Source organism: Paludisphaera soli (assembly GCF_011064595.1).
In the GTDB taxonomy this organism is placed as follows: domain Bacteria; phylum Planctomycetota; class Planctomycetia; order Isosphaerales; family Isosphaeraceae; genus Paludisphaera; species Paludisphaera soli.
This window is the reverse complement of the sequence record NZ_JAALJI010000006.1, coordinates 1-13,861: the sequence shown is the minus strand read 5'-3', so window position 1 is coordinate 13,861 and position 13,861 is coordinate 1. Positions and strand designations below refer to the sequence as shown.

Here is a 13,861-nt window from a genome sequence, read left to right as displayed (position 1 = left end):
GCGGCCCTCCCGGCGTTTTACAATCGTCACAGCGTGACATCCAGAGCGGGTTCCGGCACTCCTGGGGCGGATCGGATCGATGAGCGAAAATCCGACCGCCGAGCCCCCGGGCGCGATCGTCGGGCGGGCCGATTTCTGGTACACCGAGGACGAGTTCGCCCGCGCCGAACGGCGGGTGCAGATTGCGAACGGGCGGTCGTTCGACGGCTGGGTCGTCCGGCTGCCGCTCCTGGTGCTCGGGCACTTCTTGCTCCTCTTCGGCCTGGCGGTCGTCGGGGTCTGGCTGGGCTCGGCCGACTTCCGGAACCGGGAGAAATCGACGGGGTCGATGGTCGTCGCCCTCGGGTTCCTGGTCGCGGGGGGCTGGATCGTCGACCGCTGGCTCTACGGCCGCGGCCGTCGGCTGCGGAAGCGGTTCCGCGACTTCCCGCTGGCCGGCTGCAAGGTCGAGCTGGCGTTCACCCCGGATCGCCTGCTGACCCGCTCCGCGAAGTCGGAGGGGCGGACGCTCTGGGAGTTGTTCACCGGGGTCTTCGAGTCGCGCGACGGCCTCGTCCTGACCTATCCGCCGGGGCAGGGGACCTGGATCCCGAAGCGGGGGCTCCAGCCTCCCTTCGACGCGCCGGCCGTCGCCGCGTTCCTGAAGTCGAAGGTCGGGAAAGGCCGGGCGACCCTCGCCCCGACGGACGCCGAGCCCGATCCGGCGACGAGCCGCCACGACCCGCCGATCGCGGCCGATCCGGCGCGAGTGGTCGGGTCGGCCTCCTACCGATTCACGGCCGACGAGTTCGCCGCCGCCACCTGGGCGACCGCGATCGTGACGGTCCCCTGGTACCGCTCCCGGCTCTGGGGGCTGCTGTACTTCGGCTTCTGGCACGCGGTGCTGATCGCCGGCCTGGGGATCGTCGTCGCCTGGGCGGACCTGAGAGGCCAGGGCGAGCGCGTCTCGGGGTCGACCGCCTTTTTCGCCGTCATGGCGATCTACCTCTCCGCCTTGATTCTCTGGGCGGGGCTTTACGCGATCGACCGGCGCATCCGGGGGTCTTACCGCACGTCCCCCCTCGCAGGCGACGAGTACGCCGTGACGTTCACTCCGGAACGGTATCTCATCCATACGCGACTCGGCGAGGCGAGCGAGACGTGGGACTTCCTCCGCGGGGTCGTCGAGCTTCGCGACGGCTTCGTGCTCCGCCCGAAGCTGAGCCCCGGCGGGATCTGGGTCCCGGACCACGCGATCCACCCGCCCTTCGACCACCAGGCCGCCGCCGCGTTCCTCGGGTCGAAGGTCGGCAAGTACCGCGTCGTCGACCGCGCGGCGAGGAAGATCGCCGGTCCCGTTTAGGGACGAGGCTCAGGGTGCGAGGGGCTGGGGGGAGAAGTCGGCCCTTTTCTCTTGCCAGGCCCAAAGGCGGTCGAATCGGTCCTCACTCCAGGTCTAATGGCCGTGATGACCAGGACCTGGGTGACGAGCCGGATCAGCCCGATCGCCGACGCGACGACGACCGGCCAGAGCTTGAGGTAGGAACCGCGGCGTCGCCAGTCGGTGGCACCCGGGAGCCAGGTCGCCCGCCTCAACGAGCCCGCGACCAGGGTTGCGAGGATCAGGCCCTTGGTCGCTTGCCATCCGACGTCGGCCGGCTCTCCGACGTAACATCGTCCGCCGCTCGGCCCCACGAACGCGCGCCAGGAGATTCCGAAGGGCGAGACGGTCCCGAAGAAGCCCACCAGGAAGGCGAGGTCCGACAACCCCACCACCAGGCTCGCGACGCCGACAGCGGCCAGGGCCTCCCGGAACTTCCGGCCTCGGCCAGTCTCCAGCCCGCGCGAGGCGCGCCAGGCCAGGACGTCGCGATACCTCAGCAGGGCGACCAGTCCCGTGCAGCCGCCGATCACCGCCCAGACCGTCGTGACGTCGTCCCCGCTCCGCAGCGCGGCGAAGAGCAGGGCGGCGGCCGCCAGGATCAGCAGCATCCCGCCGACCGACGTCGGCTTGCGGCCCCCAGGCACGGCGTCATTCACGATCCCCTCCGTCTTCCTCGCCGGGTTCCGGATCGTCGGGGCGGCTCGACTCCTCCGGCAAGGCTGCAGGCCAGAGCCGGCGACGGAGGAAGACGGTCGCCGGCAGCGCGGCCAGGAGCGTCGCCACGGTCGATACGATGACAATCCCCAGAGGGGTGTATTCGAGGGTTCTTTCCCAGGCAAACGCGGAAAACCCGAAGAAGAACGCAACCAGCGCCCCGAAGATCAGGACCAGGCCGGCCCCGACGGCCCTCAACCCCACGGCGAGCTTCAGCGCGGTCGTCGGCGTCACGCCCCGCGCCCGCTGGAGCCGAAGCGCGTCGCGATAGTAGAGGCAGGCGACCAGGAACATGCAGGCGGGGACTGCGGTGAAGCTCGGGGCGTTGCGAGCGTCGTGGACGAACGCCGCGCAGAGCAGGGCCGTGGCGGCGACGGCCGCCATCGCGTCGGTCACCGACCATCGCGATCCGCGATCGCCGCGTGTCTTCCTCATACGGCCTCCCTTCGCGGCCGGCGTCCTGGACATCCCACTCCCCGATGGATCGTGACGCCCCCTATTCTCCAGATGTCTGACACGATCCCGCCGCCGAGCAGCTTCGACTTGGAGACGATTTTACGAGATCAGCGGGTTCCGAGCCCGGCGGCGGCGCAAAGAGAAGCGGTTAGGCAGCCCCGACAGACGCCCTGCGAGGTCTGTCTGCAATGCGCGCACGATGTCGTCTCGCCAGGCCGATCTTCTCGCGCAAATCCGACGACGGAACGAACCCCTCGCGTCCAGGCCGCGTCTGGACGTGTGAGCGATTGAATCCCTCGGGCGGGCTGCCTATACTTGGGCTTTGACTGCTGAATCGGCGCGCAGGCGTCGGACGCGCACCATCGAGGCGAGGCGAAAGGGGCGGGAACGTGGCGAGCAAGCCCTGGGGCGGGCGGTTCGACGCCGGGACGGACCGGCGGGTGGAGCAGTTCACGGAGTCGATCTCGTTCGACCGTCGGCTGTTCCGTCACGACGTCCTGGGCTCCCAGGCGCACGCCCGGATGCTGGCCCACGTCGGCCTGCTGACGGGCCAGGAGTGCGAGGCCATCGTGGAGGGCCTCGACGAGATCCAGGCCCAGATCGAGGCCGGCGACTTCCCGTTCGTCCTGGAGCGGGAAGACGTGCACATGCACATCGAGGCCGCCCTCACCGAGAAGCTGGGCGACCTGGGTCGCAAGCTCCACACCGGCCGCAGCCGCAACGACCAGGTCTCGACCGACGTCAAGCTCTGGACCCGCGACGCGATCGACCGCCTCGACGCCGGGCTCTTGCAGCTCCAGCGGGCGTTCGTCGCCTCGGCCGACCGCCACGTCGGCCTGATCCTCCCCGGCTACACCCACATGCAGCGCGCCCAGCCGGTGCTGGCGCCGCACTACTTCCTCGCCTTCGTCGAGAAGCTCGAACGCGACCGCGGCCGCCTGGCCGACTGCCGCAAGCGGCTGAACGTGCTCCCCCTGGGCGCGGCGGCGCTGGCCGGCACGAGCATCCCCATCGACCGCGACTTCACCGCCCGCGCGCTGGGGTTCGACGGCGTGGCGGCCAACAGCCTGGACGTCTCCAGCGACCGCGACTTCGCCGTCGAGGCCGTCTTCGCCCTGACGCTGATCGCCGAGCACCTGGCGGGCTGGGCCGAGGAATGGATCCTCTGGAGCACCCAGGAGTTCGGCTTCCTGGCGCTGCCGGACGCGATCTGCACCGGCTCCAGCATCATGCCCCAGAAGAAGAACCCGGACGTCCTGGAGCTGATCCGGGGCCGATCCGCCCGCGTGGTCGGCTCGCTGACGACCCTGCTGGTCCTCATCAAGGGCCTGCCGCTCGCCTACAACCGCGACCTCCAGGAAGACAAGCTCCCGCTGTTCGACGCCTTCGACACCGTCGAGGCCTGCGTCGAGCTGGCCGCCGTGGTGGTCGACGGCGCCAACCTCCGCCCCGAACGAATCAACGAACGCCTCGACGAGGGCTTCCTCGACGCCACGACCCTGATGGAGCACCTGATCCTCCAGGGCGTCCCCCAGCGCACGGCCCACGAGGTGATTGGAAAGCTCGTCGGCCTCTGCGAGCGTAAGGGCCTCAAACGCCTGGCCGACCTCGCCGACGCCGACCTCGCCGACGCCTCCCCCAAGCTCGGCCCCGAGTCCCGGGACCTGCTGGGCGTCGAGGCGGCGATCCGGGCGTTCAAGTCGTACGGCTCGACCGCCCCGGGCCAGGTGGCGACGCAGCTCGAACGGTGGAAGACGAAGCTGGAAGCGTGAGCCGCAGGCTGAATGACCGAGGCTCGCGATCGCGTCGCGGTCGCTCGGAGGCTTCATCCGAAGAAGGTCGGATTCCATGACGATGAGAGCGTCCTGTGCGGACATCGCCGAGCTGCTTCGACGCCTCCGGGCGCCGGGCTCGGGTGCGCCGCGGCCGGACGCCATCGCCGACCTCCTGGCCGTGCTCTGCGACCCGGAAGCGTCGAAGTCCCACGAGCGGGCGGCCGACGCCCTGCGGGAGATCGGCCCGGCCGTCGAGGCGGCTATCCCCTCGCTGTTCCCCCTGTCGAGCGACTCCGATCCAGACGTACGCGGGTTGCTCGCGGGCGCTCTGGGGCGACTCGGGATGGCCTCGGGCGTCACGGGCCTGATCCCACTCCTGCACGACCCGGACGCGAGCGTCCGAGGCTGCGCCGACGCCGCGCTCGCGAGGATCGCCCGTCTCGGCTCGCCGCAGGCGAGCGGCCTGATCCCGCTCCTACGCGATGCGGACGGATTCGTCCGTCGATCCGTCGCCTACGCCCTGGGCGAGATCGGCCCGATGGCGGCGGCCGCGACCCCGGACCTCGTCCCGTTGCTGCGGGACCAGGATTCGAGAGTGCGTGGGGCCGCCCTCGAGGCGTTGTGCAAAATCGGCTCGGCCGACGCCGCGGCCCCGCTCATCGAAGCTCTCGGGGATCCGAACGGTCACGACGCGGACCGAGCCGCCGAGTCCCTGCTGGCGATCCGGCCGGGGCCGGAGGCCGTGCCCGCTCTGCTCGCGGTCCTCGAAGATCCGGAGGCCCGGAGAGACCTCCTCACGAATGCGGCCGAGATCCTCGGGACGATCGAGGGGGGCCCCGAGCAGGCCGCACCGATCCTGCTGGGCCGGCTGCGCGACGCCGAAGGCCGAGTCCGCTACGAGTACGATTCGGCCGCCGCGCTGGGACGGCTCCCTTCCGTCGTCGAGACGACCGTCGTCCCGATGCTCCGGAGCGAGGACGCCGAGCTTCGGGAGTTGGGCGCGATCGCGGTGGAGTGGAGCCGGGATGCGGGCTCGTCGGTCGTCCCGGACCTGATCCGGATGCTCGGCGAGGAGGAAGGGGATTACAGCCATGCCGCCGTCTGCGCCCTGGGGAGCCTCGCGGGACGCCAGGTCCCGGGCGTCGCCGCGGCCGCCCCGCGGCTGACGGCCTTGCTCCGGATGGAGGAGTACTGCCTTTCGCGCGGCGACATCGCCGAAGCTTTGCACGCCATGGGAGCGGCCGCGGCCCCGGTCGTCCCGGACCTGATCGAGGTGCTCGGGGACGAAGACCCGGGAGTTCGCGCCGAGGCTGCGTACGTCCTCGGGGGCGTGGGGCCGGCGGCCGCCCTGGCCGTCCCCGCGATGTGCCGGCTCCTGCGACGGGGAGACTCGGTCTACTCCATCGCGATCGCGCTGGGCAACGTCGGGGCCGCCGAGGCGGTCTCGGACCTGATCCCTCATCTACGACACGAAGACGAGGAGACCCGGGAATACGTCGCCGAGGCGCTCGGCAAGATCGGCCCGGCCGCCGCCGAGGCCGTCCCGGAATTGCTCGAGTTCCTTCGTCGGGAATGCGAGTTCGCCGCGGAGACGGCCGTCGACGCCCTGGGGAAGATCGGCCCGGCGGCCGCCCCGGCCGTCCCCGACCTGATCCGACTCCTCCGAGACCGCTCCTCCGAGATCCGCTGGCGTGCGGCGGACGTCCTGGGGTTGATCGGCCCCGGGGCCGCGGCGGCCATCCCGGAACTGTCCCGGATGGCCGAGTCGGACGGATACGGGGGCCCCCGGTCGTGCGCCGCCGAGGCCCTGGCGCGGATCGGGGCGGCCTGAACGAAACGACGAATCATGACGAGCCGGGCGGAGTGCGGCCGGCGGGAACTTTTCCTCATCTCGAAGCGAAGACCGAAGCCCCATGGAACCCTTCCAGTACTGCGAGAATCAGCTCTATTGCGAGGCCGTCCCCGTCGCCAGGCTGGCGGAGGAGTACGGGACGCCGCTCTACGTCTACAGCGCGGGGGCGATCGTCGAGGCGCTCAAGACGCTGCAGGAGGCCTACGCCGAGGTCGACCCGCTGGTCTGCTACTCGGTGAAGGCGAACTCGAACCTGGGGGTGTTGAAGCTCCTGAACGGGCACGGCAGCGGGTTCGACGTGGTCTCCGGCGGCGAGCTGTTCCGGGTGGTGAAGGCGGGGGGCGACCCGGCCAAGACCGTGTTCGCGGGCGTGGGCAAGAGCGACCCGGAGATCGCCCAGGCGATCGAGGCCGGCGTGCTGATGTTCAACGTCGAGAGCGAGGCCGAGTTGGAGTCGATCGCCCGGGTGGCGGCTTCGATGGGGCGGGTCGCGCCGATCGCGCTGCGGGTGAACCCGGACGTGGACCCGAAGACGCATCGGTACACGTCGACGGGACAGAAGGAATCCAAGTTCGGTTTGGACATCGATCGGGCCATGCGGATCGCGGGGACCGTAAAGGATATCCCGAGCCTGTCGATGATCGGCATGCACATGCACATCGGCTCGCAGATCACCTCGGTCGACCCTTACGTCAAGGCGGTCGAGAAGGGGGTGGACCTGATCGGGCAGTTGCGGGCGATGGGCCACCCGATCGCCTGGTACAACATGGGCGGGGGCTACGGGATCGCCTATCGCGGCACCGAGGCGAAGCCGATCCGCGAGTTCGCGGCGGCCATCCTGCCGGGGATCAAGGCGTCGAAGTGCCGGCTGGCGATCGAGCCGGGGCGGGTGATCGCCGGGAACGCCGGCGTGCTGGTCAGCCGTGTGTTATATACCAAGCAGTCGGGCGACAAGCGGTTCCTGATCCAGGACGCCGCCATGAACGACCTGATCCGGCCGGCGCTTTATGAGTCGTTCCACCGGATCTGGCCCGTGGTGGTGCCCGAAGGGTTCCCCGCCCCGCCGGCCGACTACGAGGCCGAGATCCCCGGCGCCGAGCCCCGGGACGTCGTCGGCCCGATCTGCGAGAGCGGCGACTTCTTCGCCAAGGACCGGTCGCTGCCCCCCCTCGACCGGGGCGACCTCCTGGCGACGTTCTCGGCCGGCGCCTACGGCATGGTCATGGCCTCCAACTACAACACCCGCCCCCGCGCCGCCGAGGTCCTCGTCGACGGCGACCAGGCCAAGCTGGTCCGCCGCCGCGAGACGCTCGACGACCTCGTGGCCCAGGAGCTGGAGCCGGAGCTGCAAGGCTGAGGATAGACCGGAGCGGACGGCCGCCGGGGGGCCCCTCGGCGGCCGCGGCCCCGCGCGGGGGCCGGGCGGCGAGGGCGACGGGACGGAGTCGGAGGCGGAGGGCGGGGGGCCGAGGAGTACGGCCGAAGGCGGACCGGAGCAGGGCGGGGCGGGGCGTCCCGGACATCAACTCATCGGACCACAGTCATGCGTCAACACATCGTTCGCTCGATCGGCCGACCCGGAGCCAGGGCTACGTCGCGGGGGGCCCGCGCTCGGGCGCTGGCGGCCGGGGCGCTCGCCGCGCTCGGCTGGTCGGCGGCCGGCCCGGCCTGGTGCCCGGCGCTGGCGCAGGCCCCCGGGCCCGAGCTGTTCGCCCAGCAGCCGAAGACGCCCGAGGAGCTGTGGGGGGCGATCGACTACCTCTCCCGCACCGGCCAGGGCCGCCAGGCGGTCCCCTACCTGGAGACCTTCTCCAAGGCCGAGGTCGACGACGCCACCCTGCTGAAGCTCCGCGACCGTTACGGCCCCGGCTCGTTCCTGCGGCTCGACGACGACCCGGCCACCAAGCCCTACGCGAAGCCCCTGACCGACAAGCTGACCGCCGCCGCCCGCCGCATGAGCGCCGACCCCGAGCGGATCGGCCGCTACGTCCCCGCGCTGCTGGCCTCCAAGGAGGAGCAGGACTACGCCGTCGCCCGGCTCCGCGAGTCGGGCTCGTTCGCCGTCCCGGCGCTGGTGGCCGAGCTGAAGAAGTACCGCGTCGCGTCCCCCGAGCGCGAGCGGATCGTCTACAACGCCGGCCGGCTCGACGGCGCGTCGGTCCCGGCCTGGATCGCCGTCCTGGACAGCCCGGACGCGTCGCTGGCGGCCGACGCCGCGCGGATCCTGGGCGCGCTGGGCGACCCCCGCGCGGTCCCCTTCCTGACCTTCCCCGCCGCCGCGCCGGACTCGCCGATCCCGGTCAAGACGGCCGCCGCGGCGGCGATCGAGAAGCTGACCGGGAGGCCGTTCGCGAACCAGCCCCGGTCGCCCGTGAACACGCTCGACGACGCCGCCGAGGCGCTCGCCCGCCACCAGTACGAGATGCCCAGCGAGCGGGTCCTCCTCTGGCAGTGGGACGAGGCCCGGGGCCTCCCCGCGCCGGTGCTCGCCCGCCAGGTGGACGTGGAGGGGATCTTCGGCGGCAAGCTCGCCGGCCAGGCCCTGCTGCTGGAGCCCGCGAACCGCCGGGCGAAGGTCGTGCAGCTGGGCTTCCTGCTGGAGCGGGCCGTCGACAAGGTGGGCTTCGCGAACTTCCCGGCCAAGGACCAGGAGACCTACGCCGAGGCCCTCGCCGCAGGTCCCGAGGTCCTGGCCGACCTGCTCCGGGGCGCCATCGCGACGAACCGGACGAACCTGGCGGCGGTCACGGCCGAGGCGCTGGGGCAGGTCGCCGACCCGAGCCTGCCGTCGATCGGCGGCCGGCCGCACCCACTGGTCGAGGCGCTCTCGGCCCCCGGCCGCCGGCTCCAGCTCGCCGCCGCGAAGGCCATCGTCGACATCGCCCCGGCCAACCCGTTCCCCGGCTCGAGTCGCGTCGTCCCCACGCTGGCGCGGTTCCTGCTGAACCAGAGCCGCCCCCGGGCCGTCGTCATCGACGGCAACCCGGCGCGGGGGGCGCAGGTGGCCGGGGCGCTGCGGGGCCTGGGCTACGAGGCGGCCGTGGAGGCCAACGGCGAGCGGGGCTTCCAGGCCGCGACCGAGTCGGCCGACGTGGAGCTGCTGCTCACCGCCCACGACCAGACCTCCGGCTCGTGGAACCTGCTCGACGTGCTGTCGATGCTCCGCAGCGACGCGCGGACGTCGGGCCTGCCGCTGTTCGTCTACGGGCCGGCCGACCTGCCGGTCCGCCGGCCGAACCTGGGGCGGAACTACCCGGGCGTCAAGTTCATCGTCTACACGGCCGACCCCGCGGACCTGGAGCGTCAGATCGGCGGCCGGCCCTCGAAGCTGAGCGACGAGGAGCGGACGTCGCAGGCGAAGCTGGCCGCCGAGACCCTCGCCCGGATCGCCGCCCGCCCGCGGAGCCTGTTCGCCCCCGACCTGGCCACGGCCCGCGAGACCCTCTCGTCGGCGATCGGCCTGCACGACGTGGAGGCGAGCGTCGCCGAGACGCTCGGCGAGGTGCCGTCGCCCCAGGCCCAGCGCTCGCTGGCCGACGCGGTCCTCGACGCCTCCCGCGACCCGGCCTTCCGCCGCGCCGGCGCCCGCCGGCTCGCCCGCAGCATCCAGCGGTTCGGCCCCTTGCTCGCCGCCGACCAGGAGGTCAAGCTCGACGCCGCCTTCCGCCAGGAGCAGGACGCCGAGCTGCACACCGGCCTGGGCATGGTCCTGGGGGCCCTCCGCCGCACCGCGCCCGGCTCCGAGCGCCCCTACGACGGCCCCGAGGCGGCCGAGGGGCTCGCCCCGGCCGCCTCGCCCACCTGGGCCCCCGCCGCGCCGGCGGAGGCCCCCGCGCCCGTGAACGTCGCGCCGGCGGCCCCCGCGGCCCCGGCCCCGACGACGCCCCCCCCGCCGCCGGTCGCGCCGACGTCGACGATCCCCGCGCCCCCGCCGGTGGAGGCCGCCCCGCGCTGAGCCGAATCGAATCGAGCCGAGCCGAGCCGCACCAGGACACCGCACCACCAGGAATGGCCCGATCCATGCCCATCGACACCCGGCCGAGCTACGGTCACCCGCTGAAACCCGCGTCGCGCGGGCCGGGGTCGGATCCCGGCTCCGGCCCCGACGCGCCGCTCCCCGGGGTCGTGGGCGCCGGCCCGGCGATGCGCGAGGTCTTCCGCACCACCCGCCAGGTGGCCCCCTCGCGGGCCTGCGTCCTGATCGTCGGCGAGACCGGCACCGGCAAGGAGCTGGTCGCGCGGGCGATCCACGACCTCAGCCCCAGGTCCACCGGCCCCTACATCCGGGTCAACTGCGGGGCCCTGACCGAGAGCCTTTTGGAGAGCGAGCTGTTCGGCCACGTGAAGGGCTCGTTCACCGGCGCGGTCGACAACCGCACCGGCCGGTTCGAGGCCGCGCACACCGGCAGCATCTTCCTCGACGAGGTGAACAGCACCTCGCCCAAGCTCCAGGTGAAGCTGCTGCGGGTGCTGCAGGAGGGGGAGTTCGAGCGGGTCGGCGACAACAACACCAAGAAGGTCGACACCCGGATCGTCGCCGCCACCAACCGCGACCTGCTCGACGAGATCGACTCGGGCCGGTTCCGCGAGGACCTGTACTACCGGCTCAACGTCGTCCCCATCTACCTGCCCCCCCTGCGCGAGCGGCGGGAGGACGTGGAGCTGCTGGTCGTCTTCTTCCTCAAGCGGTACGCCGAGCAGAACCGCCGCGACGTGCGGAGGGTCCACCCCGAGGCCATGCGTCGGCTCCGCGAGCACGACTGGCCGGGGAACGTCCGCGAGCTGCAGAACTACGTCGAGCGGGCGGTCATCCTCGGCGAAGGGCCGGAGCTGCTGGTCGACCACCTGCCGCCCCAGCTCCGGGGCGAGACCACCCCCCGGCCGATCCGCCACCGGGGCGGGGCCTCGGGCGCCGACCTCGCGGCCCTCACGTCCGAGCTGGTCCGCCAGGGGATCCGCACCGCCGGGCCCAACGCCAACGACCTGCACGACCGGGTCGTCGGCCAGGTCGAGCGCGAGCTGATCCAGCAGGTCCTGCAGACCTGCGACCGGGTCCAGATCAAGGCCGCGGCGCGGCTGGGCATCAACCGCAACACGCTCCACAAGAAGCTCTCGGAATACCGGATCGACGAGAACGTCCCCGCCGGCGCGCCCAACGGCGACGGCGAGGACGCCCCGGACGCCGTCCGGCCCGGCGACGCCTCCCATCCCCACGACGAGTAAGCGAGACCGACCATGCTCAAGCCGGCCATCCCGCACCCCGGGGCCGACGGGGGGGCGCCGTCCCCCGGCGCGCGGAACACCAGCGAATCCGCCCCGCTCGGGCTGGATCGCGACCGTTTGTACCCGGGCGACTGCCTGGACCTGTTGCCACGGATCGCCGCCGGGTCGGTCGACCTGATTTTCGCCGACCCCCCCTTCAACATCGGCTATGATTACGATGTCTACGACGACCAACGCGACGCCGACGCCTACCTCGACTGGACGAGGCGCTGGGGCCGCGAGGTCGTTCGTGCGCTCAAGCCCGACGGGACGTTCTGGCTCGCGATCGGCGACGAATACGCCGCCGAGATGAAGTGGATCTTCCACCGCGAGCTGGGGCTCACGATGCGGAGCTGGGTGGTTTGGTACTATACGTTTGGGGTCCACTGCCGACGCAAGTTCGCCCGCAGCCACGCCCACTTGTTCTACTTCTTGAAGGACCCCAAACGTTTCACCTTCAACGACGAGGACGTCCGCGTCCCGTCGGCCCGCCAGCTCGTCTACGCCGACGCCCGCGCCAACCCCAAGGGCCGGCTGCCTGACGACACCTGGATCCTCCGCCCGCAGGACATGGCCACGGGCTTCGACCCGATGGAAGACACCTGGTACGTCCCCCGCGTCTGCGGCACGTTCAAGGAACGCGCGGGGTGGCACGGCTGCCAGATGCCGGAGCAGCTCCTCGGCCGGATCGTCCGGGCCTGCTCCAACCCCGGCGAGACGGTGCTCGACCCGTTCGCCGGCAGCGGCACCACGCTGACCGTGGCCAAGAAGCTGCACCGCCGGTTCGTCGGCTTCGAGCTGTCCGAGGACTACGCCGCGGCCGTCGAGCGGCGGCTCGCCGCCGCCTCGCCCGGCCAGCCCCTGGAAGGGGGCCCCGAGCCCCTCGCCGGCGGCCGCAAGACCCCCGAGCAGCCCCCCGCCCGCCGCAAGCGCGCCCCCAAGAAGGCCGGGGCCTGACGCCTCGGCGCCTCGCCTTCCCCCCCCTGCGGGGGGAAGGGCTTCCTTCGCCGCTCAGGCGTCGTGGGTGGCCGAGCTTTCGTGCTTCTGCAGCTCGGCTTCCAGCTCGGCGATGCGGGCCTGGAGCTTGACCAGCTCGTCCTTGGGGGCGAGGTTCAGGCCGTCGACGGCCTTCTTGACCAGGGCGTTGACCTGGGTCTCGAAGTCGCTGCGGGCGGTCTCCGACTGCTTCATGAGGTTGTCGACGAACTCCCGGCCCTCGGCCTCGCCGAGCTTGGCCTGGTCGACGAGCCCGCGACCCAGCTCCTCCACCTTGTCCTTGGTCATCACGGCCAGCCCCACGCCGGTCAGCAACGTCTGCTTGATCAGGTCGATCATCGCGGTCACGCCTCCTCTAGCTATAAGTCCGATCGTCCCCCGCCGTCGGCCTCATTATACGCCGGCGGCCCCCGACGCCCCCATGGGCGTCCCCTCCCCGCGCCTGGATTGGTCCCCTTGCGTCGCCCCGGGTCGGCCCGCGTCCTAGGTTCTCCTCCGGAGGCCCCGCGTCGGAGCGGGCTCCCGTCCCCACGGCCCGTTCATCGGGAGCAGAGATGACGCCAGCCCGCCCCCCGTCGATCCTCGACCGAGCCCGCCGCCGATCCGCCGTCGGTCGCCGGCTCCTCCCGGCGGCCGAGGCGCTGGAGCGTCGCGAGACGCCGGCCTATTTCTCCGTCGCGGCGGGGCAGGTGGCCGACCTGGTCACGGCGATCGAGGCGGCCAACGCCTCGGACGACCCGGCGAGCCTGATCGACCTGGCCCCCGGGACCTACACGACGACGGGGCCGGACAACGCCTGGTTCGGGCCGAACGCCTTCCCGGCGATCACCAGCCGGATCGTGATCCGCGGGCCGGGGGCCGTCATCGGGCGCGACCCCGGCGAGGCGTGCCGGTTCTTCTTCGTCTCCGGGGGGCCGCAGTACGGGGGCCTCGCGGCGGGTTCGCTGACGCTGGCCGGCCTGACGCTGGAGGGGGGCCTGGCGCGGGGGGGCTCCAGCGGCCAGGGGGGCGGCGGGTTGGGTGCCGGGGGGGCGATCTTCAACATGGGCGAGCTGGTCCTGGACGGCGTGACGCTGACCCGGAACGTCGCCCACGGCGGCTCGGGGGGGACGGTGGACTCCCTGAGCGGCGGCGGCATCGGCGCGGACGCCTCGTACGTCCAGCAGGGGGTGGCGGGCTACTTCGGCTGGACGTACCAGGCCGGGGGCTTCGGCCCGCAGTTCGGCGGCGGCTACGGCGGCGCGGGGGGGCTCGTGCCGCCGTCCGGGGCGGGCGGCGGCGGTGGGGGAGGCGGCTTCACGGCGGCCGGCGGGGCACCCTCCTCGAACCAGGGGGGGCCGGGCGGCGGCGTGACGAGCCTCGGCGGCCTGGGCGGCTGGAGCCACACCGACGATCAGATGGGGGGGACGCCCCACGACGGCGGCGGGGGGGGCGGCGGGGTCC

At 72.3% G+C, this 13,861-nt stretch carries 10 protein-coding genes and 1 pseudogene; 8 read left to right on the top strand and 3 right to left on the bottom strand.

Annotated elements, in window-relative coordinates:
- Positions 1–79: 79 nt before the first annotated feature.
- A complete protein-coding gene (locus tag G6O68_RS09615; RefSeq protein ID WP_165247051.1) occupies positions 80–1,342 on the top strand; it encodes a YcxB family protein in 1,263 nt (420 codons plus the stop codon).
- Here the strand turns inward: G6O68_RS09615 and G6O68_RS09610 are convergent.
- Both G6O68_RS09610 and G6O68_RS09605 read right to left on the bottom strand, forming a co-directional pair.
- Positions 1,339–2,019, bottom strand: coding sequence for a hypothetical protein (locus G6O68_RS09610; RefSeq protein ID WP_165247049.1), 681 nt, complete (start codon positions 2,017–2,019; stop codon positions 1,339–1,341). The genes G6O68_RS09615 and G6O68_RS09610 overlap by 4 nt on opposite strands.
- A complete protein-coding gene (locus tag G6O68_RS09605; RefSeq protein WP_165247047.1) occupies positions 2,012–2,512 on the bottom strand; it encodes a hypothetical protein in 501 nt (166 codons plus the stop codon). The genes G6O68_RS09610 and G6O68_RS09605 overlap by 8 nt, the downstream gene beginning before the upstream one ends.
- Positions 2,513–2,922: 410 nt before the next feature.
- Here G6O68_RS09605 and argH point away from each other — a divergent pair, with 410 nt between their 5' ends.
- The 6 genes from argH (at position 2,923) to G6O68_RS09575 (ending at position 12,379) form a co-directional block, all read left to right on the top strand.
- Complete coding sequence (gene argH / locus G6O68_RS09600; protein ID WP_165247045.1) at positions 2,923–4,305, top strand: argininosuccinate lyase; 1,383 nt, start codon at positions 2,923–2,925, stop codon at positions 4,303–4,305.
- A gap of 76 nt (positions 4,306–4,381) precedes the next feature.
- On the top strand, positions 4,382–6,139 hold the full coding sequence (locus tag G6O68_RS09595) for a HEAT repeat domain-containing protein (protein ID WP_165247043.1): 1,758 nt from the start codon (positions 4,382–4,384) through the stop codon (positions 6,137–6,139).
- Between the two features lie 82 nt (positions 6,140–6,221).
- Entirely contained in the window at positions 6,222–7,517 is a 1,296-nt protein-coding gene (gene lysA, locus G6O68_RS09590) for a diaminopimelate decarboxylase (protein ID WP_165247041.1), read from the top strand.
- A 186-nt stretch (positions 7,518–7,703) separates the two neighbouring features.
- Positions 7,704–10,115 carry a hypothetical protein gene (locus tag G6O68_RS32355; RefSeq protein WP_206108062.1) on the top strand — a complete coding sequence of 804 codons (2,412 nt, stop codon included), beginning with the start codon at positions 7,704–7,706 and terminating at the stop codon, positions 10,113–10,115.
- A 65-nt stretch (positions 10,116–10,180) separates the two neighbouring features.
- Positions 10,181–11,383 (top strand): sigma-54 interaction domain-containing protein, encoded by a 1,203-nt coding sequence (locus G6O68_RS09580; protein WP_165247039.1) that lies wholly within the window; start codon positions 10,181–10,183, stop codon positions 11,381–11,383.
- A gap of 12 nt (positions 11,384–11,395) precedes the next feature.
- Complete coding sequence (locus tag G6O68_RS09575; RefSeq protein WP_165247037.1) at positions 11,396–12,379, top strand: DNA-methyltransferase; 984 nt, start codon at positions 11,396–11,398, stop codon at positions 12,377–12,379.
- Between the two features lie 54 nt (positions 12,380–12,433).
- Here the strand turns inward: G6O68_RS09575 and G6O68_RS09570 are convergent, their stop codons facing one another.
- Positions 12,434–12,757, bottom strand: a complete 324-nt coding sequence (locus G6O68_RS09570; protein ID WP_165247035.1) for a phasin family protein — start codon at positions 12,755–12,757, stop codon at positions 12,434–12,436.
- 215 nt (positions 12,758–12,972) lie between these two features.
- Between G6O68_RS09570 and G6O68_RS09565 the strand changes: the two are divergent.
- Positions 12,973–13,861, top strand: a pseudogene (locus tag G6O68_RS09565) (hypothetical protein); the annotation flags it as partial.

What these genes read in the sequence shown, in the direction of transcription:
- G6O68_RS32355 (WP_206108062.1), top strand. Translation starts at nt 7,704, where the DNA reads ATGCGTCAACACATCGTTCGCTCGATCGGCCGACCCGGAGCCAGGGCT.
- G6O68_RS09580 (WP_165247039.1), top strand. Translation starts at nt 10,181, where the DNA reads ATGCCCATCGACACCCGGCCGAGCTACGGTCACCCGCTGAAACCCGCG.
- G6O68_RS09615 (WP_165247051.1), top strand. Translation starts at nt 80, where the DNA reads ATGAGCGAAAATCCGACCGCCGAGCCCCCGGGCGCGATCGTCGGGCGG.
- G6O68_RS09595 (WP_165247043.1), top strand. Translation starts at nt 4,382, where the DNA reads ATGACGATGAGAGCGTCCTGTGCGGACATCGCCGAGCTGCTTCGACGC.
- G6O68_RS09570 (WP_165247035.1), bottom strand. Translation starts at nt 12,757, where the DNA reads ATGATCGACCTGATCAAGCAGACGTTGCTGACCGGCGTGGGGCTGGCC.
- G6O68_RS09605 (WP_165247047.1), bottom strand. Translation starts at nt 2,512, where the DNA reads ATGAGGAAGACACGCGGCGATCGCGGATCGCGATGGTCGGTGACCGAC.
- lysA (WP_165247041.1), top strand. Translation starts at nt 6,222, where the DNA reads ATGGAACCCTTCCAGTACTGCGAGAATCAGCTCTATTGCGAGGCCGTC.
- G6O68_RS09575 (WP_165247037.1), top strand. Translation starts at nt 11,396, where the DNA reads ATGCTCAAGCCGGCCATCCCGCACCCCGGGGCCGACGGGGGGGCGCCG.